Below are 26,809 nucleotides of genomic sequence, written 5' to 3' on the forward strand. Positions count from 1 at the left end.
AATCAATTATATAAATCATCCGGATACTTATAAGGTTTCGGGTCTTGATGCTTATAGAATATTGTAGGATCTTTTAAATCAGAACCATACAAAGTGGAAGCACCTGAATAACGATTAAAAATACTTCCATATTTCGCAGGACTTGGAGCAAATCCCATATGCCATCCATAACCTCCACTAATCAACCTTTGTGCAGTAGATGAACTTAATGAAGTACCACCTCCTAAATTTAACTCAGCAGCACTACCTGCACACTTTTTATAAGTCATATTACCAATAGGAGATGCAGATCCACCATAGTTTGGAACGACTACATCAATCCATTCGTCAGCATCAACTCCATCAACTGATGACGTTCCATACATTCTTCCATAATCAAATACTGTTACTAGCTTATCAGGCATAGCTCTCTTGGTCTCGTAGCACAAACGAGCTGCAGCACGAGTAGAAGGACTATCAAAAGCAGGATTATCTAAATCCGGATTTTTGGAATATTCATCATCATAATTTACTCCATCCAAATTGTATGCATAACAATATTGAGCAATTTCGCGTGCAAAGTCTTTTGCTCCCTGTTCTGATAATTGAGCCAATCCAGCCATATCATGATTACCCAGCAATCCTAATAAAACCTTAATACCGCGTTTACGCAATGGTTGCAAATAGGTTTCATTATTGTCCAATAAATACTGGACTTGTGGATTACATTTTACAAATGGGCGTCCGGCATCACTATCATAGTTTATATTTGCAGCAAACAATACAACCACATCCCATAACAATTTTCCATTTTCCAATTCAAAAGAAAAAGCGTTCAAAGGATTTGTTCCATTCACCTCAAAGAATAAAAAGCCTTTTACCACATCTTCTCCTTTATACGCATCACTGGCATTACGCATATCCTTCACCAAATACATACAGTGTTTAGCTGTCTCATTCTGAACTGTAAAGTCACTACTCGGTTCTGTTATAGCTACCGGTATAGCATAAGTTTGGTCTTCCAAAACGGATTCTCCTCCAGTGATTGTCATTCCAACCTCTCCAGATTTTTCTTCCGTAAAATTAATAATACCACCGTTATCGAATGAAACCAACTCTTGAGGATATAACTGGAAATCAGTACCATGTTCCTGATTATAAGTTTCCAGATAAGATACATCGATAGCCACTTTTGCAGAGGTAGCCGTAGTAGCCGGTTTAGTCAGATTCAATTTGACAGAAGTTGTATATGAATTTTCATATAACTCTACAACAGGAGCGGACAAATTGGATTTTCCATCTCTCAAATAGGCATTGTTCTGCAACACCTTGTTATATTGGGATTCATCTATCTTTTTTCCGACCTCCAAATCATCGGCACAAGAAGTCATCAGCGAAAAACTTACCAATGCCATGCTTAACAATAAGCCCGATTTAAAATATTTCATAGTCATAATAAGTATCTTAAATAGTAATTAGATTATTATTCGGGAAGTTCTACGTTTACCCATTCTACAGTACCACCTGACAAGTCATTACCATGTTCTGTATAGTCATGAATATTACCACCTGTGCCCTCATTAAACTTCCAATAAGCAATCAATCCTTCTGTTGTAGGATCTACAGTATACATACTGGTCGCAATTTGATCGGCAGTTCTTTGAACATTCCAAATACGTAATTCAGAAATTTCACCAGGCAAATAACGACTGGAGTCATAAGAGTATCCTACATAGCAATTGCTTCCTAATGATACAGAAGAAGAGGCTGCATTATCTGAAGCTACCAGATTTCCGTTCTGATAATAAAGACGTTCACCGGTTGTTGCATCGTATACTACAGCAATATGAATCCATTCATTAGTAGGCAAACCTGGTGCCACATTAGGATTAGGGAAGTTTCCTCCAGGTGCAACCATCTGTAACTGGTTACGGGGACGGTCAGCATCTCCAATACGAACAAGGAAAGTACCTTCAATACCAAATACAGAGCTCAACGGATTATCACGTCCAGCTTCCCAATCAGCAGAACGGAGCAAAGCTTCCACAGTAATGGTCTTTAAACCACTGACAGAACTCTTCCATTTAACAGGAAAATATGTTTTGCTAATATTAGCAACCACATTAATCAAAGCAGCTCCTTTAAAGACATAATAAACAGTACGTTTACTATCTAACAAATCAATGTTACTTGCACTCATAAAAGATACCGGAAGAACATATCTTTTCTTATCGTCCAATTGATTTGTATTCTTAAAATTAATGACAATATTATCACCAGAAACATCACCCGCCTTAATAGTCGCAGTTTTTTCCGGTATTTCGTAATACTCATCACCCAAAGCAATGGCATTGTCATTATACATCAAATTATAGGTAGCCGCCATTGATGGAATTGCTCCCACATTAATCTGAATATCTTCTGTTGCCGGAGCAGCAAGACGATAAGATATTTCACGAGACGCTTCTGTAATATCCGCTCTGATCAACAAATCGCTGCAAACCCCCTCTGAGCTGATATAAAGCTTATTATCATAATGATGTTCATTATCAATATCATTTGACTGGCAGCTGCTCATCAACAACATAGCTGAAGCCAAAAGCATTATACTATTATTCAACAGTTTCATACGTATTCTTAATTATTAGGATTCATAATTTGAATAGATTCACGAATGTTACGATAAACAGGATTATTGTCAAAGTAATCATTATGAGCATTCTGAACGAACAAACCTTTTCTCTCAAAATCAACAGAAGGCGAAGCGACCCATTTTGCGGCTCCATAAGTAGCTAACATCTTACTACCTCCTGTTTCAGTGTCCCAATAACCAAAAGCCTGCTCTTTATCTTCAGGACGAGGTGTTTCTACACAAGCCACAAAACGATCTGTTGGTACCAAATTTTCAGAACCTCCCAATTCAGCAGCTGCATCTTTTCCTGCCTGTACCGCCATATAAGCTTTCACACTTAAATCGCCTTCACCGGTAGAAGACAAGGTCTTCAAAATAATATAATCGCATTTAGAAAGAATACTCATATATTCTGGGAACAGATATTGTGCATTGCCATAAAAAGCTAAGGTTTTGCCCTTATGACTATCAATCCATGCTCCTATTCTATCAAGAAAATTCTTTTGGCGTGCATTATATTCAGCCAATTCCTTTTCCGGCAAACTTACCATAGAACGTCCTGTATAATCTACGATAACTCCATCATAGTTATATCGGTCACAAAGAGCCAACATTTCATCTGTACGCTCTCCCAAATATTGCAACGCATCTTCTTCAGTCAAACTACCATCACTGTTTTTTACAATCGCAGTCCAATCTTTTTCAAAGCCGGCATAATCAATTGTATAAACAATACGAGTACCTTTTCTTCGTATTTCGACCATTTCATTTTGAATATCTCCACTCAACTGGTCCGGATTATTCAAACTGACAAAATCAATACTATCAGGCAAAACAGTCAAATGTTCAGAACGATTTACCGGATAAGTTAATGGATTATTAAATGAAACAAACATTACATTGTGATCACCAGCTTTATAATTGCATAAATCTTTCAAATAAGCTTCATAAAGCTCTGGATTCTGTTCTTCAAAAGAAGGAGTATGTAAAGTAAGACTTTCTGGATCTGTCCAATCATTACAAGCAGGAAGCAGCAAGGCCGACATAATAAGTCCTACAAATAATTTCTTATTTTTCAATATCGTTTTCATATATCTACAATACATTAAATTCATTAATACTTATTTTTTGCATGCCCACCACACATCTGTAGCCATGTTGTCAGGGCCTTTTAAGTATTTTGAAACGGCTTCATTTACATTATTCAGGTTACTAGAATATTCCTCTGCTGGATAAGGCATACGTCGAGCACCTTTATTAGAGTCAACAACACCACCACTCTTATTACCATCAGCTGTAGCAGGAATCAAATGCGGATATCCTGTACGACGATAATCAGACCAAGCTTCGTGTCCCAACATCCAGTTGGCAATCCATTTCTGAATAATAATTCTTTCCTGTTTTTCTTCTTTAGTTGCGCCTTCATTCCATTTTACAGTAACAGTTGAAAGCTTTTCATTATAACTTTGACCAGAGAAAGGATCTACATAAGTCTCAGGAACATTTTCCTCATCTGCCATATAAGCATCTGCACCGTCTGCTCCCCATTGCTCGAATGACAAGCGAATACCTTCATTGTAGAAGCCTTCTGCATCTCCGCCCATATTGAAATCAAAAACAGCTTTACCTTCCGCACGCAGAAAAGCAACTTCTGCAGCATTCATCCACATAATAGGATCTGATGCTGAAATTTTCACAGTTGAATAATCAATAAAATTATCAGCTATACTGCTTTGCGTAATATCAATACCACGTCTCAAACCCACATAATTACCATTGGATGCTTTTTCAAAATAACTTGCACGACGATTATCTTTATAACCATTCATATAGCAAATTATATCAGCAGCTGCATGAGTATCTCCACCACTTGTTTCTATATTATAGCGAACGGCTTCAAACAAAGGATTGGTAATTGTTCCAAAATATTTCCAGGAAGCATTGTCATCATTTGATGTAATCAGACCGGCTTCGCTATCAATACAAGCTTCTGCAATTGTTCTTGCTTTTTGTGGATTTGCATAGGCAATACGAATTGCCAGACGTAAACGCAATGAATTGGCAAATTTCATCCATTTCTTCACATCTCCACCGTACACATAATCAGCTGTAGAAACTAATAAAGCATTCTGATTTTCAGAAAGTACCTGAATAGCATTATCAAGTTCCTCGAAAAACTTATTATAAACTTCTTCTTGAGAATCGTATGGAATTGTAATCTTACCATCTTCTCCAATCTTAGAATAAGGAATCGGGCCATACGTATCTGTAATACGACTCATCGCTGCGACCTTGATCACTTGTGCAATAGCATAAGGAACCGGATTACCTGTATTGTTTGATACAATCTTTACTGAGTTTAAGTTTCCATACAGCACAGGAATCACTTTATCACTGACCAGGAAAACACGTGTCCAGTCATTTTTTGCATTATAATTAGAAATAGTTGCAGAAAAGCCTTTGTTAGAATCTGCGAAATATCCTCCCATCGGGCCTCCCAACAAACAATCTGTAAATTGGGCAGTATTCACATCCGGAGATACTACACAACCTGCAAGCTGGGTCATGGCCGATCCCAATGCATAATCATCATTTTCAAGATCTCCCGGTTGGTAAGGATTGGAATTTATATCCAAATATTTGTCTGTACAAGAAAATGAGACAAACACTAAGGAGCTCAATATTAACTTGTTTAATATGGTATTTTTCATAATTATTATCTTTTAAAATTTAAAGCTCAAACTAAAGCCTATATTACGCAATGCTGGCATCATAAAATAGTCAATGCCCTGATAGAAATTATCAGTAGAAGCCACTGTTTCAGGGTCGAATGGAGCTTTATTGTAAATCATCCACAAATTGCGTCCGATAAGTGCGACTTTAATATCACAAACATTTCGTAACATTTTGCGTGGGAAAGTATAACTTATAGATGCTTCCTGCAAACGTACATTGGTTGCTGAATAAGTATAATACTGCGGAACTGCAGTTCCCGCTCCAATTGTACTATACCAAGTTTCAGGAGTAACACGGTCTGTACCATTTACCATCACATAACCTAAATCCCGAGCATCAGCAGAAGCTTCAGAAACGCCATAATAATCAAGCATTGCCTGAGTTCTTGAGAAAACGACTCCACCAAAACGAGCTGTAATCAAGAAGCCTACATTGAAACCTTTCCAAGATAAATTATTACGCCAAGCCAAATTACCATCAGGCAATACACTTCCCAACTTAATATATTGATCTGGATCCGAGATTGTTTCAGTTGTCATTTTTCCATCACGGCCAATATAAATATCACCATTACTATCGCGTTTAAAATCAATTATAGAGTAGAGGTCACCCATTGTTCCGCCTTCCTTCAGGAAGAAACGTGATTCTCCCAATCCCCCCATATTCAAAGAAGACAATGAGAATTTTTCTCCTGTAATAGGATTGATTGCATTATCAGCTAATTCCAAAATTTTATTACGGTTCATAGAATAGGTAATACCTGTATCCCATGTAAAGTCTCTCCAAGTATTTTTGTATCCTAAAGAAAGTTCAATACCCTGGTTACGAACAGCACCTGTCTGAATATACATTGCAGACCATCCACTTACCGGGAGCTGAGGGTTAAATGTCTGATTCATAGTCTTGGCATTGTAATAGGTTACATCCAAGTCGAAATTCTTCAAGAAACGCATAGACAAACCAACTTCGAATGACTGAGTACGTTCCGGTTTCAAATTATACAACGGATACTGGGTTGTAATGTTCCAAGCATTATTTTCCCATTTGTAACGTGGATTAGCGATATAACGTTCAAAAGGATTACCTACAGAAGCCCAAGAACCACGTACTTTCATATAAGAAAGATAATCTTTATTCAGATTAGGCATCAACTCGGAAAGTACAATAGATCCACCCACTGAAGGATAGAAGAATGATTTACTGCTTGATTTCGGACCTGCCAACTGTGAAGGCCAGTCATTACGTCCGGTCAAGGTTAAATAATAAGTACTCTTATATCCGATTTCTGCAGAAGCAAAGATTGACTGAGTTTGTTCACGCCATCCTTCCTGAAGTTTTTTCGTTTTACTTGCACTCAAATTCTGGATAGCAAAGAAGTTTGTATATCCTACTGGCTCATCACCAAATGCAGCTCCTCCATCTGCAATAGGGCCACGTACCTGCATTGCATCAGAACGCATATCAGAAATAGAAGCACCTAAATTAGCCTGCAAACTCCAGTCTGTACCAAAATTTTTATTTACATTTACGAGAACATCTGCATACAACTGTTTTTCCTGAGTACGAGTAATACCATAAAATCCTCGGTTTGATTGTTCTGTCAGCTGAAGGTTCGTAGAAGCATAGAATTTTTCAGTATAATCATTATTTGAATTATCCAAACGTACACGTCCACTGACATTCAACCAGTCTAAAATCTGATAACTTAATCCGGCATTCAGCATGTATCGGTCTTTCTTATTATTACGAAGGTTACGATAATTAATCCAATAAGGATTTTGCATCGTCATTGCTTCATCACCGATAGGCCAATACTGAGTATAAATCTTACGAGCCGGATCATAGCGCTCATACATTTCAATATCAGACCAATCATTTCCTCTTGGGAACAGATAAGCGCCTACCAATGGGTTATTATACACACCCTGATTGGTCATATTCTGGTCATTCTGCAGAATATAGCTGGCACCGATATCCAGCTTCATTTTATCATTCAGGAATGAAGTTGTATTACGTACAGTAAAATTATATCGATTATATTTATTATTAGGGATAATACCTTTAGAGTTCACTGCTGCTGCAGAAGCATAAGTCTGATTCTTCTCTGTACCAGTCGACAAAGAGATACTTTCACTTCCAATTATACCTGTTTGGAAATAATCATCTGCAGGATTATAACCATAATAGTTAGCTTCAGTCAAATGAGGTCCCCAGCTACGACTACCAGTAGAACTATATACGCCCTCAGAACCAGTTCCATAACGTGTCTGAAAACGTGGCATTACAAATGGAGAAGAAAATTCAGTATTACTATTGACTGTAATACTCAACTTACCTTCTTTTCCTTTTTTAGTAGTAATAACAATCGCACCATTAGCTGCATCCGAACCATACAATGCAGCCGCAGCTGCACCTGTCAGTACAGACATTGATTCAATATCTTCCGGGTTAATATCAGCAATCGGTTCTGTTGCACCTTGTGAATCAAATTCAGTTCCTCCCTTATTACTTCTACCAGAGAAAATTGGCACACCATCAATTACATAAAGAGCATTAGATGACTGCATAATAGATTTTGTACCACGCATCACAACTTTTGAAACACCACCAACTCCAGAAGAAGAAGCATTGATATTTACACCTGCAACTTTACCATTCAATGAATTAACAAAGTTTACATCCTTATTCGTTGTTACATCATCTGCACTAACTTGCTGTACATTATAAGACAATGCTTTTTCCGAACGTTTAATACCCAAAGCCGTAACCACAACTTCGTCCAACACCTCTGTGTCTTCTTTCATAGTAAGATTTAAGACTGTTTTCCCAACTACAGACATTTCTATTGTCTTATAGCCTACATAGGAAAATTGCAAGACAGCCTTGTCAGAAACCTCTAAAGAGAAATTACCATCAAAATCTGTAATTCCTCCATTGGTCGTGCCCTTTTCCATGACTGTTACACCAATCAAAGGTTGTCCCAAAGCATCTACGACTTTTCCAGTTACTTTTTTTTGTTGAACAGTTTGTTGAACAGCTGCAGCATGTTCTGCAACAGGTTGAACAGCATCTGAAGATGCAAACGCATTTTGCATAGGAATTGCCAAAAGCGTTGACATCATTAATGTTCGAGCAAGAGTTTCCGAACATTTAGATGAGTGTTTCTTTCTCATTTCTGTTTTTCTTGTTAAGGTTAAACAATATGTTATTCTTCAAAACGGCCCCAAATTTATAAAATATATTTAAATACAGGATGTATTTATATAATTTTTTCTAATAAAAACATACAATATCTATTCAGGCTCTAATCACATAATAACATTATTCAAAAGAGAGTAATTCAAAATTATTTTCAATATTGACAATTAATTCACAATAATAAAAACAAATAGTTTGTGTACTACCCAAAAACTATTTGACAAATCTAAAGGAAAATAATATATTCTTCAATGAGAATTTAACAAGCTCTAACTGGCAATTCAAAAACATACAATTTTCCATTTTAATACCGAGCTTAAAATAAGAAATAAAACTATTTTCGAACTATATTCATTAAAAAAGGAAAAATAAAACATTAGTTTCCGCTTAATTTTCACAAAATGGTTATCTGTCAGTATTGGATATATTTTGTGTTAATCGTATTTTTGTAGCGATAAATTTACATTATAACTATAAATTTAATTTCATGAAACTCGTTGCATCTTCGTTCTGCGCTTTAGCTGCATTATTTGTAGCATGCAGTACCCCCAACAAGTCTGCTACCACAGACTATACGCAGTATGTAAACCCGTTCATCGGAACCGACTTCACCGGTAATACATACCCCGGTGCGCAAGTACCTTTTGGTATGGTTCAGCTCAGCCCAGACAATGGTCTTCCCGGATGGGACCGCATTGCCGGATACTATTACCCAGACAGCACCATTGCCGGATTCAGTCACACACACTTGTCAGGAACAGGAGCTGGAGACTTATATGATATTTCTTTCATGCCAGTTACTCTTCCGTACAAAGAAGCAGAAGAACCTCTGGGCATACACTCTAAATTTTCACACGACAACGAGAGTGCATATGCCGGATACTATCAGGTATTGTTGACAGACTATAATATTAATGTAGAATTAACTGCAACTGAACGTTGCGGTGTACAGCGTTATACATTCCCTAAAGCAGAATCGGCAATTATCCTGAACCTCAGCAAGGCAATGAACTGGGATGCTACACAAGACTCTCATATTGAAGTAGTAGACTCTGTGACCATTCAAGGATATCGCTATTCGGACGGATGGGCACGCAACCAGAAGATTTACTTCCGTACCCGCTTCTCTCGTCCTTTCGACAAGATGACAATAGATACAACTGCAATTGTAAAAGAAGGTAAGCAAATCGGTACTGGTTACATTGCACGTTTCGACTACCCGACCTCTGAAGGAGAACAAATCACTCTAGTTACAGCCATCTCGGGTACAAGTATGGAAGGAGCTGCCAAAAACTTACAGGCAGAAGCACCCAACAATGATTTCGACACTTATTTGGCACAAGCCAAAGACATGTGGAACAAAGAACTGGCTAAAATCCAAATTGAAACCACAAACGAAGATGATAAAGTGGTATTCTATACCGCATTATATCACAGTATGCTTGCACCTACTATCTACAACGATGTAGACGGAGCTTATTACGGTCCCGATAAACAAGTACATCAGGCAGACGGTTGGACCAATTACAGCACGTTCTCTTTATGGGACACTTACCGTGCCGCTCATCCTCTGTTTACCTATACACAACCAGAACGTACCAACGATATGATTAAGTCGTTCCTGGCATTCTACGAACAGAACGGACGACTTCCGGTATGGAACTTCTATGGAAGTGAAACAGATATGATGATTGGCTATCACGCAGTACCTGTCATCGTAGATGCATATCTGAAGGGAATTGGTGACTTTGATGCAGAAAAAGCATTGGAAGCATGCGTTGCAACTGCAAATTTAGACCACTACCGCGGTATCGGTCTTTACAAAGAAAAAGGATATATACCTTATAATATAAAGGACGAATACAATACTGAAAACTGGTCTCTGTCGAAGACATTGGAATACACCTTCGATGACTTCTGCATAGCCGAAATGGCCAAAAAGATGGGCAAGGAAGACATTGCCAAAGAATTTTATACCCGTGCCGGATATTATAAGAATGTGTACAACCCTGCCACTTCATTCATGCAGCCACGTGACGATAAAGGTAATTTCATCGCCAACTTTAAGGCAGATGAATATACTCCGCACATCTGTGAAAGTAACGGATGGCAATATTTCTGGTCTGCACAACACGACATTAAAGGTCTGATTGACCTTGTAGGCGGAAAAGAACGCTTTGAGCAAAAATTGGACAGCATGTTCACATTCCATCCTACAGACAAGGATGAACTGCCTATTTTCAGCACCGGAATGATAGGTCAGTACGCACATGGTAATGAACCAAGCCATCATGTAAGCTACTTGTTCAATGCAGTAAATCAGCCGGCTAAGACTCAAAAGTATGTAGCAGAAATCATGCATAATCTGTACACAAATACCCCAGCCGGACTTTGCGGTAATGAAGACTGTGGACAGATGTCTGCATGGTATGTATTCAGTGCAATGGGATTCTATCCGGTAAATCCCGTATCAGGTATGTACGAATTGGGTACTCCGCTGTTCCCTAAGGCAGAGTTGCATTTGGCTAACGGAAATACATTCACAGTTATTGCCAAAGGTGTAAGCCGTGAGAATATCTATATCCAGTCTGTCAAGTTAAACGGACAGCCTTATGACAAGAGCTACATCACTCACGAGCAAATTATGAGTGGTGCTACACTGGAACTGGAAATGGGTAGCACACCAGGTACAGCTTGGTATTAATTGAATTAATCACTATTTTTGCTTTAATTTAAAGCATTTTCATTCTTATCATGAAGATAAAAAACATTGCAATCATAAGTTGCACAACCCTTTTCTCTATGTTGGGAGCATGTACCTCTTCCAGCATAGAGAAAGATTATGCATCTTATGTCAACCCGTTTATCGGAACAGGAGGACACGGACATACTTTTCCGGGAGCAGTAGTACCCAACGGAATGATACAGCCCAGTCCCGATACACGTATCGACGGTTGGGATGCTTCATCCGGGTATTATTATGCAGACTCACTGATAAATGGCTTTTCACATACTCATTTAAGTGGTACAGGATGCGCCGATTACGGTGATATCCTGCTGATGCCTACAGTAGGAGAACAAGTATATAATCCTCAGGACTATACACAACAGAATTTACCGTTCTCTTCTACATTCTCTCACAAAAATGAAATAGCAGAACCTGGATATTACTCTGTGTATTTGGACCGTTATCAAGTGAAAGCCGAACTGACTGCAACCAAACGTGCTGCTCTGCACCGTTACACATTCCCTGCAAGTGAAAAAGCAGGTTTCATCTTAGACCTGGACTACTCTGTACAACATCAGACCAATCTGGACATGCAGGTAGAAGTAGTGAGTGACACTGAAATACGAGGACATAAACTCACAGAATACTGGGCCTTCGATCAGCAAATCAGCTTTTATGCCAAGTTCTCCAAACCTTTTACTTATACAATTGTAAGAGATACATTAACCGATCAAAACAACAAACAGCAGCCTCGTTGCAAAGTGCTTCTCAACTTCAGCACACAGCAAGACGAACCGGTATTGGTAAAGGTAGGTATTTCTGCAGTAGACATGGAAGGAGCTAAAAAGAACCTGGAAGCAGAAATTCCAGACTGGAACTTTGACAAGGTACGTAAAGATGCACGTCAGGCTTGGAATGAATATCTGTCTAAAATTGATGTTACTACAAACAATGAAACAGATAAAACGATCTTCTATACCTCCATGTATCATACAGCCATCAGTCCGAATCTTTTCATTGACGTAGACGGACGATACTGGGGTATGGATCAAACAGCCCACCAGGGAGATATCGATAAACCTATTTACACTACATTCTCTCTTTGGGATACTTTCCGTGCATTACATCCTTTATTGTCTATTATTGAGCCGCAGATGAATAATGATTTCATTTATTCTTTGCTTCAGAAACACAAAGAAGGAGGTATTTTTCCGATGTGGGATTTGGCATCCAATTATACCGGTACCATGATTGGCTATCATGCCGTATCGCTCATAGCCGATGCCTACACCAAAGGCTACGCCAATTTCGATTTGAATGAAGCCTACAAAGCCAGCTTGCGTGCAGCAGAATACGATACAACAGGTATTGTCTGTCCGGCTTTAGTGCTTCCACATTTAATGCCACAGGCTAAATATTATAAGAATAAGTTAGGCTACGTGCCTTGTGATAAAGATAATGAATCAGTAGCCAAGGCATTGGAATATGCTTACGATGATTACTGCATCTCTATTTTGGCAGAAGCTGTAGGCGACAAAGAGAATTTGGCTAAATATACACAATTTGCCAAAGCATACCAGCATTACTTTGATCCGGAAACACGATTCATGCGTGGAAAAGATTCGGAAGGGAACTGGCGTACTCCGTTCAGCCCAAGGGCTTCCAACCATCGTAGCGATGACTATTGTGAAGGAAATGCATGGCAATGGACCTGGTTCGTACCGCATGACATTGAAGGATTGGTACAGTTGATGGGAGGAAAAGAAGCCTTTATCGGAAAATTAGACTCTCTCTTTACAGCCGATTCCAGCCTGGAAGGCGAAGAGGTATCTGCAGATATCAGTGGTCTTATCGGACAATATGCGCATGGTAATGAGCCTAGCCACCATATCATCTACATGTACAACTATGTAGGACAACCATGGAAGACTCAGGAACTGATAGACCGTGTGTTTAAAGAACAGTATCGCAATGCTCCGGATGGTCTTTCGGGCAACGAAGACTGTGGACAGATGTCAGCATGGTACATACTTAACTCCATGGGATTCTATCAGGTATGTCCAGGCAAACCGGTTTATTCCATCGGACGTCCTTTGTTCGATGAAGTGGTAATCCATCTGCCTAACCAAAAGACATTTACCATCAAGGCATACAACAATTCAAAAGAGAACAAATACATCCAGTCTGTTATGCTCAATGGTACCCCGCTTCATACTCCCTTCCTAAATCATAAGGATATTGCAGAAGGCGGAATTATTGAGATAACAATGACCAATCAACCTAAACAATGGGAATTAAACAACAATTAATAAATAAGCCATGAAAAAAGTATCATTACTTATTTTGTTAGCTGGTTTTTTCAGCTTTGCGAAAGCGACTACTACCGATTATGCTGACTATGTAAGTCCGCTTGTTGGAACACAGTCGAGCTTTGAACTTTCTACCGGAAATACTTATCCTGCAATTGCAAGACCATGGGGTATGAATTTCTGGACTCCTCAAACAGGAAAGATGGGAGACGGATGGCAATATACTTATACTGCCACCAAGATACGCGGATTCAAGCAGACCCATCAGCCAAGTCCGTGGATTAACGACTACGGACAGTTCTCCATTATGCCTATTGTCGGCAAACCCGAATTCAACGAAGACAAACGTGCCAGCTGGTTTGCGCATAAAGGTGAAGAAGTAAAGGCATACTATTACAAAGTGTATCTGGCAGAACACGACATCGTAACGGAAATGACTACTACCGAACGTGCTGCCATGTTCCGCTTCACTTTCCCGGAAAACGAACATTCGTACATCGTAGTAGATGCATTCGACAAAGGTTCATATGTAAAAATCGAACCGGAACACAATCGTATCATCGGTTACTCTACACGTAACAGCGGAGGAGTTCCCGACAATTTCAAAAACTACTTCGTAATTGAATTCGACAAGCCGTTTACATACAAGGCTACTGTAGCTGATGGAGCATTGAAAGAAAACGGCGTCGAACAGCAGGCTAACCATGCAGGAGCAATCATTGGATTTGCAACCAAGAAAGGTGAAACTGTACATGCACGTATTGCCTCTTCTTTCATCAGCCACGAGCAGGCCCTCATCAACTTGAAGGAGTTGGGTAACGACAACTTCAATACTTTGGTAGCAAAGAGCAAGGAAGCATGGAACGAGGTATTGTCTAAGATTGATGTAGAAGGCGGCAACCTTGATCAATACCGCACATTCTACTCATGTCTGTACCGTTCATTGCTGTTCCCACGCAAATTTTATGAAATTGATGCACAGGGAAAAGTGGTACACTACAGTCCTTACAACGGACAGGTATTGCCAGGATATATGTATACTGATACTGGATTCTGGGATACATTCCGCTGTCTCTTCCCTCTGCTAAACCTGATGTATCCTTCTGTAAACAAGGAAATTCAGGAAGGTTTAATTAACACATACAAAGAAAGCGGCTTCTTCCCAGAATGGGCAAGTCCGGGTCATCGCGGCTGTATGATTGGCAACAACTCTGCATCTGTACTGGTAGACGCTTATATGAAAGGCGTAAAGGTTGAAGATCTGGAGACTTTATACAAAGGCCTGATTCACGGAACTGAAAACGTACATCCGGAAGTTTCTTCAACCGGACGCCTGGGATACGAATACTACAACAAACTGGGCTATGTTCCTTACGATGTAAAGATTAACGAGAACGCTGCACGCACACTGGAATATGCATACAACGACTGGTGTATCTACCAACTGGCCAAAGACTTGAAACGTCCGAAAAAGGAACTCAAGCTGTTTGCAAAACGCGCCATGAATTACAAAAATCTGTTCGATAAAGAAAGTCTTTTGATGCGCGGACGTAATGAAGACGGCAGTTTCCAGACTCCATTCTCACCACTGAAATGGGGAGATGCCTTTACAGAAGGAAACAGCTGGCATTATTCATGGTCAGTATTCCACGACCCTCAAGGCTTGATTGACCTGATGGGAGGCGACCAGGTATTTACCCACATGCTCGACTCTGTATTCTCTGTACCGCCTATCTTCGATGACAGCTACTACGGACAGGTAATCCATGAAATACGCGAAATGACAGTAATGAACATGGGTAACTATGCACACGGAAACCAGCCTATCCAGCACATGATTTACCTGTACGATTATGCAAAACAGCCTTGGAAGGCACAATACTGGTTGCGTCAGGTAATGGATAGAATGTATTCTGCAACCCCTGACGGATATTGCGGTGACGAAGACAACGGACAAACTTCAGCATGGTATGTATTTACAGCTCTCGGTTTCTACCCTGTATGTCCGGGAACAGACCAGTATGTAGTAGGTGCTCCTTTGTTCAAGAAAGCAACCATCCATTTGGAAAACGGAAAGAATGTAGTTATCAACGCGCCGGAAAACAGCAAGGAAAATATCTATATCCAGCACATGAAAGTAAACGGAAACGAGTACACCAAAAATTACTTTACTCACTCCGATTTCATGAACGGTGCAGTTATCGACATCAACATGAGTAATACTCCAAATAAAGAAAGAGGTATTGCTCCGGAAGATGCTCCTTATTCATTTACCAATGAATTAAAGAAATAATCTTTCACACCTCATTTTAACAGCCCTTCCAATTCATTTTTCCACAAAGAAGTGAATTGGAAGGGCTGTTCTTTTTATGACAAAGTTTCTTCAAATCCTTTCGGCACAAAGCAGATTGCAGACGGGCATCTGTCTACATCAAAATTCAAAAGAACAACAATAAAAAAGTACAAAATCAAGAGTTCTATTTTCAATATTTCAGTATTAATTCTTACATTTGTAGACCAAATTAATGACATTTTGCAGACAAAGTTTTAATGCTATGAAAATAGAAGGAAAGACAATTCAACAAACAAAAAGAAAAAGAAATCCTATTACATGGGTTCCGACAGCCTACTTTGCAATGGGGCTACCCTTTGTAGTGCTCAACATGGTGACAGTATTAATGTTTAAAGGACTGAATGTAGAAGACAAACTCATCACATTCTGGACTTCCTTAATCTTACTTCCTTGGACATTGAAGCCCTTATGGAGTCCTTTCCTTGAACTTTTCAAGACTAAAAAATTCTTTGTCATAGCTACTCAGCTCATCACAGGTATCACTTTCGGACTGGTAGCATTTTCACTCAATCTCCCCCACTTTTTCAGCATTGCAATCGCTTTACTTGCCATTATTGCATTTAGCGGTGCCACACACGACATTGTTTGCGATGGAGTCTATATGAGTGAACTTTCCACAGAAGAACAGGCCAAGTACATCGGATGGCAAGGAGCTTTCTATAATATTGCAAAAATCATTGCTACCGGTGGATTGGTTTATCTGGCAGGTTATCTGATTGAGAGCTATGGTGGTGGAGCTGGTGCTGATGCAGCCAGTGTTTTATCAGCCAACCAAAAAGCATGGATGATTATCATGGCTATTTTGTGCGTGGTAATGGTACTTTTAGGCATTTATCACATGTTTATGCTACCTTCCGGAAGCAATAATGTAAAAAAGGAAGCACGTAGCACAAAGGAAGTCATGTCTGAATTAGGCAATGTTCTTCTTGCTTTCTTCAAGAAACATCATATCGTTTACTACTTGTTCTTTATTATCCTCTATCGCTTTGCAGAAGGCTTTGTGATGAAAATCGTACCTCTATTCCTGAAAGCAAGCAGAGATATGGGTGGTTTGGGACTGAGCGAAAAAGAAATCGGACTATATTACGGTACATACGGAGCTGCAGCCTTTGTGTTAGGCTCATTACTGGCCGGATACTATATTGCAGCACGCGGACTGAAGAAAACTTTGTTCTCTTTGTGCTGTATCTTCAACTTACCTTTCGTAGTATATGCATTCTTTGCATTTTTCCAGCCGGAAAACGGAATTGTTATCTGTAGCGGTATCGTATTCGAATACTTCGGATATGGTTTCGGATTCGTAGGCCTCACCCTGTTTATGATGCAACAAGTAGCACCGGGCAAACATCAGATGGCTCATTATGCTTTTGCTTCCGGTATTATGAACTTGGGAGTAATGATTCCAGGAATGCTCAGCGGATGGGTATGCGAATTGTTGGGCGAATGGTTCAACAAACCGGGAGGATATGAACCTTTCTTTATCTTTGTACTCATTGCTACTATCCCGGCATTTTTAATCACTTATTTCGTTCCATTCAAATATAATGCAGACGGAACATTGATAGAAGGAGAAAGAGAATAATCAATAAACCATTAAATAAATAGAATTATGGCAGAAAACTTTATTATGCCTTGGGAAGATCGCCCGGCAGGTTGTAAAGATGTAATGTGGCGTTACTCAAAGAATCCGGTTATCGGACGTTACCACATCCCTACATCAAACAGTATTTTCAACAGTGCAGTTGTTCCATTCAAAGGCGGATTCGCAGGTGTATTCCGTTGCGACAACAAAGCTGTACAGATGAACATCTTCGTAGGTTTCAGTAAAGACGGTATCAACTGGGATATCAGCCACGAACCTATCAAATTCAAGGCTGGTAATACAGAAATGATTGAATCTGAATACAAATATGACCCTCGTGTAACTTGGATTGAAGACCGCTACTGGATTACATGGTGTAACGGATACCACGGACCTACAATCGGTATCGCTTATACTTTCGACTTCGAAGAATTCTTCCAGTGCGAAAACGCATTCTTGCCATTCAACCGTAACGGTGTATTGTTCCCACAGAAAATCAATGGCAAATATGCAATGTTGAGCCGTCCGAGCGACAACGGTCACACTCCGTTCGGTGATATCTATATCAGCTATAGCCCTGATATGAAATACTGGGGTGAACACCGCTGCGTAATGAAAGTGACTCCGTTCCCTGAAAGTGCATGGCAGTGTACTAAGATTGGAGCAGGTTCTGTTCCTTTCCTTACAGAAGCAGGATGGTTGATGTTCTATCACGGTGTAATCACTACTTGCAACGGTTTCCGTTACTCAATGGGTGCAGTGATTCTGGACAAAGACAATCCGGAAAAGGTATTGTACCGTACACGCGACTACTTGCTGGCACCGGCAGCTCCTTACGAACTGCAGGGTGATGTACCTAACGTAGTATTCCCTTGCGCTGCATTGCAGGACGGCGAACGTGTTGCCGTATATTATGGTGCAGCTGATACTGTAGTAGGTATGGCATTCGGTTACATCAACGAAATCATTGAGTTCGTAAAAACTCACTCAATCGTGTAAATGAATGCATAAAGTACGATTGTACACATTGAAAAATCAATAAAACCTAAGAATAAAGCTGCATCAGGTAGACCGGTTTCTATCCGGACTATTTGGGCAGCTTTATTCTTTTTCAATTTTATATAATTATATAATCTAACTTATCCATGAAACATTTCTTACTCGGTCTGACCTGCCTGTTTACCCTGAATACACTTCAGGCACAAGAGCCGGTCGATTATGTGAATCCGTTCATCGGAACAACGAATTTCGGAACTTGCAATCCGGGAGCCATCTGCCCTAACGGTCTGATGTCTGTCGTACCGTTCAACGTAATGGGTTCCGACGAAAATACTTACGATAAAGATGCCCGCTGGTGGTCAACTCCGTACGAATACACCAATAGTTTCTTTACCGGATTTGCTCACGTCAACCTCAGCGGTGTGGGTTGCCCCGAACTGGGATCGCTCCTGCTGATGCCTACTACTGGCAAACTGGATGTAGACTATCATAACTACGGAAGCAAATACGAAAAGGAAAATGCCAATCCGGGATATTATACTATTTCACTGACCAAATATAACATTCTGGCAGAAGCAACAGCTACTCCACGTACCGGACTTTCACGTTTCACTTTCCCGAAAGGAGAGAGCAATATTCTTCTGAATTTGGGTGAAGGTCTGACCAACGAAACCGGTGCTTTCATGCGTAAGGTGAACGATCAGGAAATAGAGGGTATGAAACTTATGGGTACATTCTGCTACAACCCACAAGCTGTATTCCCCATCTACTTTGTAATGCGTATTAACAAGGCTCCCAAAGCTTCGGGATACTGGAAGAAACAGCGTCCTATGACTGGAGTGGAAGCTGAATGGGATCCGGATCAAGGCAAATACAAATTGTACACCAAATACAATAAAGACATTGCCGGCGATGACATCGGCGCATGGTTTACTTTCGATACTGAAGAAGGTGAACAGATTGAAGTTTCAATGGGTGTTTCTTTTGTCAGCATAGAAAATGCAAGAGAAAACCTCGACAAGGAACAGCACGGACGTCACTTTGCAGAAATTCATCAGGAAGCCCGTACACGCTGGAACGATGATTTGAGCCGTATCCTGGTAGAAGGAGGAACAAAAGACCAGAAAACTGTATTCTACACAGCTTTATACCACGCCCTGATTCATCCGAACATCTTGCAGGATGTAAACGGACAGTATCCGCAGATGGAAGGCGATAAAATCCTGACTACAAAAGGCAATCGCTATACTGTATTCTCTCTTTGGGATACTTACCGCAACGTACATCAGCTGATGACACTGGTTTATCCGGAACGTCAGATGGACATGATCAATACCATGCTGGATATGTATCGCGAACACGGATGGCTGCCTAAATGGGAGTTGTACGGACGCGAAACACTGACTATGGAAGGAGACCCCAGTATTCCGGTTATCGTAGATACCTGGATGAAGGGATTCCGCGATTTCGACATTAATCTGGCATACGAAGCAATGTACAAGTCGGCTACACTTCCTGGCAAAGACAACCTGATGCGTCCGGACAACGACGACTATACACAGAAAGGTTACGTAGCACTTCGCGAACAGTTTGACAATTCAGTATCACATGCACTGGAATACTACATTGCCGACTACTCTCTGTCTACACTGGCTAAGGCATTGGGTAAGAAAGAAGATGCAAAACTGTTCTACCAGCGTGCCATGGGATACAAAAACTACTATTGCAAAGAGTTTGGTACCCTGCGTCCTATCCTTCCCGACGGTACTTTCTATTCACCGTTTGATCCGAAACAGGGAGAAAACTTTGAACCGAGTCCCGGATTCCACGAAGGTAATGCTTGGAACTATACCTTCTACGTGCCTCATGATATAAAAGGCTTGGCTAAGCTGATGGGTGGCAACAAGAAGTTTGTAAACAAACTGCAAATGGTATTCGACAAAGGCTACTACGATCCTGCTAACGAACCAGACATCGCATATCCATACTTGTTCAGCTACTTCAAGGGCGAAGAATGGCGTACACAGAAAACTGTAAAAGAACTGCTTGCCAAGTATTTCACCACCAAGCCTGACGGTATTCCGGGTAACGATGATACCGGTACAATGTCTACTTGGGCTATTTTCAGTATGATGGGATTGTATCCGGATTGTCCGGGTGTACCTGAATATACACTGACATTGCCTACCTTCGATAAAGTAACCATCAAACTCGATCCGAAATATTACGGAACAGATAAGCTGGTTATCGAAACAGTCAACAAAGAAAAGGATTCCGATTATATCGGATCAATTGAAATGGGTGGAAAGAAATGCGGATACCGCATCAATCATAACGATTTGGTGAAAGCCGGTACACTGCAGTTCTACAAGAAATAACAGCAATTAGCTTACTTACTCAAACAGCATCTCATCTGGAATAGCATGGGATGCTGTTTTCTTTTATCAGCTTATTTCATTCGACGACGTCGAATGCACAATCGACAACGGCGGCTGTACGGCCAACGGCGACACCCCGACAACCGACGACGGCGGATGAAACTTTCTATCGCTCTCATCACTATTCTATTCCTGCCACAAAATATATCTGCAAAGGAATGACCTACTCCCTTCATACAAAACTACTTCGCTCTTTACTTGAACTAAAGTACAATTTATAGAAATCAACTACAAAACAGCAAATTACACGATTATGAGCTTTTCAGAGGGAAAAGAATCCGTATGCCAAAAAGAAAGGCCACCTCAAAATAAACTTGAGATGACCTTATCTGTATTCTTTTCCTCATCAGAGGAACCATGCTTTTATGACTTTGAAAAGCATACTTATTTCTTTTCAGCGCCAAGCAGTTCTTCCAGCTTATTATACAAAGCCTGTCCACGCAAATTAGTTGCTACTACAGAACCGTCAGGACCTATCAGCATTGTATAAGGGATACTTCTCACTCCATACATCACTGCCCCTTCACACTTCCAACCTTTCAAATCGGATACATGATTCCAGTTCAGTTCCATCTGTTTGATAGCTCCCTTCCAAGCTTCTTCTTTATTATCCAACGATACCCCCAAGATATCGAAACCTTTGTCTTTAAAAGCCTCGTAAGCTTTCTTTACATGCGGCATTTCTGCACGACAAGGTCCACACCAACTAGCCCAAAAATCTACCAATACATAGTTTCCTTTTCCTACATATTCGGAAGTATTGTGCATTTTACCGTCGGCTCCCATCATATCAAAGTGGGTAAACTGATTTTTCTGCTGTGCAAAAGCGAACAATACAGTCATGCACAGACACAACATACATACTACTTTCTTCATTTTTTAATTGGGTTAAAGGTTATTCTTCGTACATTTTTTCTATTTCTGCCGCGTAATTCTTTATCAGAACCGAACGTTTGATTTTCAACGTATTAGTCAGTTCTCCCTTCTCCATGCTAAACGGCTCGGGCAGCAAGGTAAAGCGTTTAATCTGCTCATAATGGGCAAACTCCTGCTGAAGGGTGTCAATACGCATCTTAAACAATTCGATAATCTCCGGTTTCTGCAGCAAATCTTTCCGGTCGGTATAGGCAATATGATGGTCTTTGGCATATTTTTCTACCTGTCCGTATTCCGGAACAATAAGAGCAGAGACAAACTTACGCTGGTCGGCAATAATAGAGATCTGATCTATATAACGATCTACGACCAATTTTGTTTCGATAGCCTGCGGAGCGATGTATTTTCCGTTAGATGTTTTAAACAAATCTTTAATACGATCTGTCAAATACAAATAGCCGTCTTTCACATAACCGGCATCTCCTGTATGGAACCATCCGTCTTCTGTAATCACCTGGCGGGTCAAGGCTTCTTTCTTGTAATATCCTTTTGTTACTGTTTCTCCACGCAACAGAATTTCGTTGTTTTCTCCAATCTTCAGTTCCAGTCCCGGCATCAGACGGCCCACAGAACCGATACGGAAATCATCCAGCCATTCACAGGATACCGTTGCCGTCGTTTCGGTCAGACCATATCCGGCTATCATATTAATACCCACTGCACGAACAAACTCTTGTACTGCTACCGGAATAGCTGCTCCGGCTGTAGGGAAGAAGTTTCCGTTCTCTATACCAATGGTTTTCTTCAGTAAGCTGTAAATGGTCTTTTCATAAAATTTATACTTCATATGCAACCATGCAGGAGGAGTCTTTCCATTCATCAGATAGTCAATGTTATGCTCCTTACCTACACGCAAGGCATCCAGCATCAGACTCTTCTTTAATCCTGTAGTTGCATTGATTTTTTCCTGTACACCAGCATAGACTTTTTCCCAAAAACGGGGCACACTACACATAGCCGTAGGACGAACCTCTTTAATTGTTTTCTGGATATCCTGCGGACGTAAATTTATACAAAGCTGACATCCCCTATATAAACAGTAATAGGACCAGGCACGTTCGAAAATATGAGTAAATGGCAAGAAGTTCATAATCACATCGTCTTCTCCCAAACGAGTAAGACGAGTGTTGTGGGCCTCAAAAGCAGCTCCATAGCAAGAATGATGAAGCATCACTCCTTTTGATTCGCCGGTGGTACCCGATGTATATAGAATATTAGCCAAATCCGTATCTGTAGATGCGGCTGTACGTGATTCGACTTCATTCTTATAGTTTTTTTCTTCTCCCAGCTTCAGGAAATCAGTATAATAAAGTGAATTATTATCGTTAGGAGCTCGTTTTACTTTCGGATCGAAAATAATAATCCGATGCAGCGTCTTGCACAGGTTCTGAACACGAAAAGCTACATCATACTGATATTGTTCACCCACAAACAGGTAACGGATTGATGCATCCTCCAAAATATAATGTACCTGCGATTCGGAACTGGTAGCATACAGTGGTATAGTTACTACACGACAAGCGAATGCTCCAAAATCTGTATATAAACATTCCGGCATATTCTGAGAGAAAATACCGATATTTTCCTGAACTTCAACCCCCAATGCAATTAAGGCTTCCGATACCTTCCATACTCTCTCTGAAAACTGATTCCATGTAACAGGTATCCAGCTTTCTGTTTCATAGTCACGATATTTTAAAGCGATTCTTTCACCATATTTTTTTGCCTGGTGATGAATCAAATGCGATAAACAAGAATTGCTCATTTATTGTTTTTATTTAATCTCTTTGCAAAGATATGGTTTAATTTGGAATGACCCACTATGCCCGCATATTATTTTCTCCGTTTATTCAATGACTTACAGCAATATCACGCAACTTTTTAATTGCAGATGCAACTGTATAATAACCGTTAAACATCAAGATGTTTAGACAGAAAATATTATCTTTGCTTCATCAAAAAAAAGCATTTTTATGATAGATTACGATTATTATACAGCCGAAGCCCTTACTTTACTCCAAGCTCTAATTGGTATTCCGTCTATCAGCCGGGAAGAAGAAGCTGCGGCAGACTTTCTACAAAACTACATCGAAGCAACCGGAATTATGACTGGACGTTCGGGAAATAACATTTGGTGTATCAGCCCGATGTTCGACATCAACCGTCCTACCATTCTTCTGAATTCACATATCGATACAGTAAAACCTGTCCAGGGATGGCGCAAACAACCCTTTACAGCCAAAATGGATAATGGTAAACTTTATGGATTAGGAAGTAACGATGCAGGTGCCAGTGTAGTTTCTTTATTCCAGACCTATCGTTATCTTAGCAGTACCCAGCAAAAATATAACCTCATCTTCCTTGCCTCATGCGAAGAAGAAGTATCGGGCAAGAATGGAATAGAAAGCGTTTTGCCACAACTGCCTCCTATAACTTTGGGAGTAGTAGGAGAACCTACAGAGATGAATCCGGCCATTGCCGAAAAAGGATTAATGGTACTGGATGTAACTGCACGAGGAAAAGCAGGACATGCGGCACGTGAAGAAGGAGAAAATGCTATTTACAAAGTACTCGATGATATCAACTGGTTCCGTAGCTACCGTTTTCCGAAGGAATCATCTTTATTGGGACCGGTAAAGATGACCGTCACACAAGTTAATGCCGGTACACAGCATAACGTAATTCCTGATTTATGCACTTTCGTTGTGGATATCCGGAGCAATGAATTCTATTCAAACGTCGAACTATTAGAAGAAATCAAGACTCACATCAGTTGTGAGGCTAAAGCCCGTTCTTTCCGTTTGAATTCATCACACATTTCTCCTGAGCATCCCTTTGTAAGAAGAGCTGTTGAATTAGGAAAAGTACCATACGGATCTCCTACTCTCTCCGATCAGGCTTTAATGCCTTTCCCTTCGGTTAAAATTGGTCCGGGAAAATCATCCCGTTCGCATACAGCCGATGAATATATTTTAGTCAGCGAAATAGAAGAGGCAATAAAAACCTATATTGATATTTTAGACGGACTGGAACTCTAAGACATTAAAAAGGGAAACGGAATTTACGAAGTTCAGCACGCAGACGAAGAGATTGTCCTTCGGTCATACTGTCAAGTAAAGTCCAAAATGCTTCCCCATGATTCATTTCACGGGTATGTGCAAGTTCATGTAAAATCACATAATCCATCAACTTAGAAGGTACCAGCATCAAATAACAGGAAAGACTAATAGTACGCGTAGCTGTGCAACTTCCCCAACGGGTTCGGGCACCAGTTATGCGTACTTTTTTATAAGGCAATCCATAGCGCTCGGACCAGAACCGAAGAAGAGGAGGCAAATAAGAAGCAGCTGCTTTTTTCAAGGCTCTGATTATGGCATTGCGCACCAACTTTTGAACTTCCTCTTTCGAAAAATCAGTATCACGCGGACAACATATATTTATCCCCTCTTCCGTTTGTCGGAGCATGAAGCATTTCATGTCACTAGGTACCAAAGACAGGCGAAAACATTCAGATTGAATAGAAAAATTAAAGTCAATCTTCTTCACTGCTACTTTGCGGAAATCTTCCAACAGCCGTTCTCTATAAGAAGACAGTACAGCCATCACTCTATCGGTCTTACTGTAAGGAGGAACGGTAACATACAGCCCATCTGGCTTTACACGCATCGTAATATTGCGAGCCAAACGGCGGGAACGGAGTATGATATATCCGAAATCCGGATCGGGTATGATTCTTTTAGTTGCCATAATTATGAGTACAAAGATAAAGAAAGAAAGGTTACTGCTCACGCGGTAACCTTTCCCAATTTATTGAGTTAGTAATTTAATTTGAGAGAATTGAAACTTCACAGCCTCTAAAACAATTTTAAGCACTAACTATTATATATAAAAGCAAATGAAAATGTTATTTCGTTATTCCTCCACATCCGATCCTTGAGACATATCCATCGGTATAGCCAAGGTATCAGATTCATACGCAACTTGTGGAGTTTTCTGGTGATGTTCATATTCGTCATACACATATACAACACCTGCTTTCTCCTCACTGACAGAATGTTTCACCACTCCTCCTACCAGAAAAAGAAACGCTACTACAGCAGCAGCCTTAAACAAGGGCATAAAACGGGAATGCAAGCTAAGATGTTTGGCTTTGACTACAGGTCTTTCTATTTCAGCCAATACACGACGGTCAAAATCCTCGCCTAACCCGACTTTCTTTTCTTCTTCCTGATAGATAAACAATGACCGATAAGGCAACAAATGAACAGGAATATCTTTTTGCTTGAAGAAAGAACGGAGAATCTGCTCTTCTTCTATAGAAGTCTCACAAATCCAGTAACGCTCCAACAGCTGTTCAATATACTTATAGTCCATATCTTATTATATCATTGTATTTTATTTTTATCCGTTGCCGTGCCCTAAAAAGATTTACTTTTACCTGTTCCTCCGTTAGGTGCATAATCTCGGCAATTTCTTTATAGCTTTTTTCTTCCACATCACGCAACTGTAACATTGTACGCTGCTTTTCCGGAAGATCATTGATGAGCCGGTGAATCAGAGTTAACTGTTCCTGTTGTTCCAATTGCTCATCAGGTCGCAACGCATCTGAAATCTCCTGCATTTCAGGTAGCAATTCTTCATGCTGGGCATCCATCTTCTGACTACGGTCTATTGCCAAGTTTCTGGCAACCGTCAGACAGTAAGCCTCCACAGACTCGAATTGTTTCCATTCCTCGCGCTTATTCCAAACCCGAATCATGGTATCTTGTACAATATCTTCCGCTTCTGCACTGTCCAGTGTTATACGAAGTGCCAACCTGTACAATTTATCCTTCAGCGGTAATATATCGTTTCGAAAACTGATTTCTTGCATTGCTTTCTATAACAATGACGGGTGAATGACCCAAAAGTTACACCCA

17 protein-coding genes are annotated in these 26,809 nt (G+C 40.2%); 7 read left to right on the forward strand and 10 right to left on the reverse strand.

The window, feature by feature from the left end; genetic code table 11:
• Positions 1-2: 2 nt before the first annotated feature.
• Genes O6P32_RS05370 through O6P32_RS05390 form a run of 5 tightly spaced genes read right to left on the reverse strand, consistent with a single transcriptional unit; the run spans position 3 to position 8,442 of the window.
• Positions 3-1,433: a BT_3987 domain-containing protein gene (locus O6P32_RS05370; RefSeq protein WP_269877213.1), complete on the reverse strand. Its 1,431-nt coding sequence runs from the start codon at positions 1,431-1,433 to the stop codon at positions 3-5.
• 29 nt (positions 1,434-1,462) lie between these two features.
• Positions 1,463-2,608 (reverse strand): DUF1735 and LamG domain-containing protein, encoded by a 1,146-nt coding sequence (locus O6P32_RS05375; protein WP_269877215.1) that lies wholly within the window; start codon positions 2,606-2,608, stop codon positions 1,463-1,465.
• Positions 2,609-2,616: 8 nt separating this feature from the next.
• Positions 2,617-3,702 carry a glycoside hydrolase family 18 gene (locus O6P32_RS05380; RefSeq protein ID WP_269877216.1) on the reverse strand — a complete coding sequence of 362 codons (1,086 nt, stop codon included), beginning with the start codon at positions 3,700-3,702 and terminating at the stop codon, positions 2,617-2,619.
• Between the two features lie 30 nt (positions 3,703-3,732).
• A complete protein-coding gene (locus tag O6P32_RS05385) occupies positions 3,733-5,322 on the reverse strand; it encodes a RagB/SusD family nutrient uptake outer membrane protein (protein WP_269877218.1) in 1,590 nt (529 codons plus the stop codon).
• 12 nt (positions 5,323-5,334) lie between these two features.
• Complete coding sequence (locus O6P32_RS05390) at positions 5,335-8,442, reverse strand: SusC/RagA family TonB-linked outer membrane protein (protein WP_269877518.1); 3,108 nt, start codon at positions 8,440-8,442, stop codon at positions 5,335-5,337.
• Positions 8,443-8,954: 512 nt separating this feature from the next.
• Between O6P32_RS05390 and O6P32_RS05395 the strand changes: the two genes are divergently transcribed.
• From O6P32_RS05395 to O6P32_RS05420, 6 genes are all read left to right on the forward strand, one after another.
• Positions 8,955-11,249: a GH92 family glycosyl hydrolase gene (locus O6P32_RS05395; RefSeq protein WP_269877519.1), complete on the forward strand. Its 2,295-nt coding sequence runs from the start codon at positions 8,955-8,957 to the stop codon at positions 11,247-11,249.
• A 50-nt stretch (positions 11,250-11,299) separates the two neighbouring features.
• Positions 11,300-13,582, forward strand: coding sequence for a GH92 family glycosyl hydrolase (locus O6P32_RS05400; RefSeq protein WP_269877219.1), 2,283 nt, complete (start codon positions 11,300-11,302; stop codon positions 13,580-13,582).
• Positions 13,583-13,592: 10 nt separating this feature from the next.
• Positions 13,593-15,875: a GH92 family glycosyl hydrolase gene (locus O6P32_RS05405; RefSeq protein WP_178266047.1), complete on the forward strand. Its 2,283-nt coding sequence runs from the start codon at positions 13,593-13,595 to the stop codon at positions 15,873-15,875.
• 262 nt (positions 15,876-16,137) lie between these two features.
• On the forward strand, positions 16,138-17,517 hold the full coding sequence (locus tag O6P32_RS05410) for an MFS transporter (RefSeq protein WP_178266046.1): 1,380 nt from the start codon (positions 16,138-16,140) through the stop codon (positions 17,515-17,517).
• Between the two features lie 27 nt (positions 17,518-17,544).
• Entirely contained in the window at positions 17,545-18,516 is a 972-nt protein-coding gene (locus tag O6P32_RS05415) for a glycoside hydrolase family 130 protein (protein ID WP_178266045.1), read from the forward strand.
• A gap of 146 nt (positions 18,517-18,662) precedes the next feature.
• Positions 18,663-20,894, forward strand: coding sequence for a GH92 family glycosyl hydrolase (locus tag O6P32_RS05420; protein ID WP_178266044.1), 2,232 nt, complete (start codon positions 18,663-18,665; stop codon positions 20,892-20,894).
• Between the two features lie 444 nt (positions 20,895-21,338).
• Here O6P32_RS05420 and O6P32_RS05425 read toward each other — a convergent pair whose 3' ends face one another.
• Positions 21,339-21,830 carry a peroxiredoxin family protein gene (locus O6P32_RS05425; protein WP_178266043.1) on the reverse strand — a complete coding sequence of 164 codons (492 nt, stop codon included), beginning with the start codon at positions 21,828-21,830 and terminating at the stop codon, positions 21,339-21,341.
• Positions 21,831-21,849: 19 nt separating this feature from the next.
• Entirely contained in the window at positions 21,850-23,655 is a 1,806-nt protein-coding gene (locus O6P32_RS05430) for an AMP-dependent synthetase/ligase (RefSeq protein ID WP_178266042.1), read from the reverse strand.
• A gap of 208 nt (positions 23,656-23,863) precedes the next feature.
• On the opposite strand from O6P32_RS05430, the gene O6P32_RS05435 reads away from it, so the two are divergent.
• The gene (locus tag O6P32_RS05435; RefSeq protein ID WP_269877224.1) at positions 23,864-24,928 is read left to right on the forward strand and encodes a M20 family metallo-hydrolase; all 1,065 of its coding nucleotides are present in this window, start codon (positions 23,864-23,866) and stop codon (positions 24,926-24,928) included.
• 4 nt (positions 24,929-24,932) lie between these two features.
• On the opposite strand, the gene O6P32_RS05440 is transcribed toward O6P32_RS05435, so the two are convergent.
• The 3 genes from O6P32_RS05440 to O6P32_RS05450 form a co-directional block, all read right to left on the reverse strand.
• The gene (locus O6P32_RS05440; protein ID WP_269877227.1) at positions 24,933-25,637 is read right to left on the reverse strand and encodes a M48 family metallopeptidase; all 705 of its coding nucleotides are present in this window, start codon (positions 25,635-25,637) and stop codon (positions 24,933-24,935) included.
• A 165-nt stretch (positions 25,638-25,802) separates the two neighbouring features.
• Positions 25,803-26,264 carry a hypothetical protein gene (locus O6P32_RS05445; RefSeq protein ID WP_269877229.1) on the reverse strand — a complete coding sequence of 154 codons (462 nt, stop codon included), beginning with the start codon at positions 26,262-26,264 and terminating at the stop codon, positions 25,803-25,805.
• Complete coding sequence (locus O6P32_RS05450; protein ID WP_269877230.1) at positions 26,254-26,763, reverse strand: RNA polymerase sigma factor; 510 nt, start codon at positions 26,761-26,763, stop codon at positions 26,254-26,256. Before O6P32_RS05450 ends, O6P32_RS05445 begins: the two co-directional genes overlap by 11 nt.
• Positions 26,764-26,809: the final 46 nt, after the last annotated feature.

Source organism: Phocaeicola acetigenes, from assembly GCF_027529745.1.
GTDB lineage: Bacteria > Bacteroidota > Bacteroidia > Bacteroidales > Bacteroidaceae > Phocaeicola > Phocaeicola acetigenes.

Excerpts from the sequence above, each read along its gene's own strand:
- O6P32_RS05435 (WP_269877224.1), top strand. The coding sequence starts at position 23,864 with ATGATAGATTACGATTATTATACAGCCGAAGCCCTTACTTTACTCCAA.
- O6P32_RS05390 (WP_269877518.1), bottom strand. The coding sequence starts at position 8,442 with ATGCAAAATGCGTTTGCATCTTCAGATGCTGTTCAACCTGTTGCAGAA.
- O6P32_RS05405 (WP_178266047.1), top strand. The coding sequence starts at position 13,593 with ATGAAAAAAGTATCATTACTTATTTTGTTAGCTGGTTTTTTCAGCTTT.
- O6P32_RS05425 (WP_178266043.1), bottom strand. The coding sequence starts at position 21,830 with ATGAAGAAAGTAGTATGTATGTTGTGTCTGTGCATGACTGTATTGTTC.
- O6P32_RS05380 (WP_269877216.1), bottom strand. The coding sequence starts at position 3,702 with ATGAAAACGATATTGAAAAATAAGAAATTATTTGTAGGACTTATTATG.
- O6P32_RS05385 (WP_269877218.1), bottom strand. The coding sequence starts at position 5,322 with ATGAAAAATACCATATTAAACAAGTTAATATTGAGCTCCTTAGTGTTT.
- O6P32_RS05370 (WP_269877213.1), bottom strand. The coding sequence starts at position 1,433 with ATGACTATGAAATATTTTAAATCGGGCTTATTGTTAAGCATGGCATTG.
- O6P32_RS05440 (WP_269877227.1), bottom strand. The coding sequence starts at position 25,637 with ATGGCAACTAAAAGAATCATACCCGATCCGGATTTCGGATATATCATA.
- O6P32_RS05415 (WP_178266045.1), top strand. The coding sequence starts at position 17,545 with ATGGCAGAAAACTTTATTATGCCTTGGGAAGATCGCCCGGCAGGTTGT.
- O6P32_RS05410 (WP_178266046.1), top strand. The coding sequence starts at position 16,138 with ATGAAAATAGAAGGAAAGACAATTCAACAAACAAAAAGAAAAAGAAAT.
- O6P32_RS05445 (WP_269877229.1), bottom strand. The coding sequence starts at position 26,264 with ATGGACTATAAGTATATTGAACAGCTGTTGGAGCGTTACTGGATTTGT.
- O6P32_RS05400 (WP_269877219.1), top strand. The coding sequence starts at position 11,300 with ATGAAGATAAAAAACATTGCAATCATAAGTTGCACAACCCTTTTCTCT.
- O6P32_RS05420 (WP_178266044.1), top strand. The coding sequence starts at position 18,663 with ATGAAACATTTCTTACTCGGTCTGACCTGCCTGTTTACCCTGAATACA.
- O6P32_RS05375 (WP_269877215.1), bottom strand. The coding sequence starts at position 2,608 with ATGAAACTGTTGAATAATAGTATAATGCTTTTGGCTTCAGCTATGTTG.
- O6P32_RS05450 (WP_269877230.1), bottom strand. The coding sequence starts at position 26,763 with ATGCAAGAAATCAGTTTTCGAAACGATATATTACCGCTGAAGGATAAA.
- O6P32_RS05430 (WP_178266042.1), bottom strand. The coding sequence starts at position 23,655 with ATGAGCAATTCTTGTTTATCGCATTTGATTCATCACCAGGCAAAAAAA.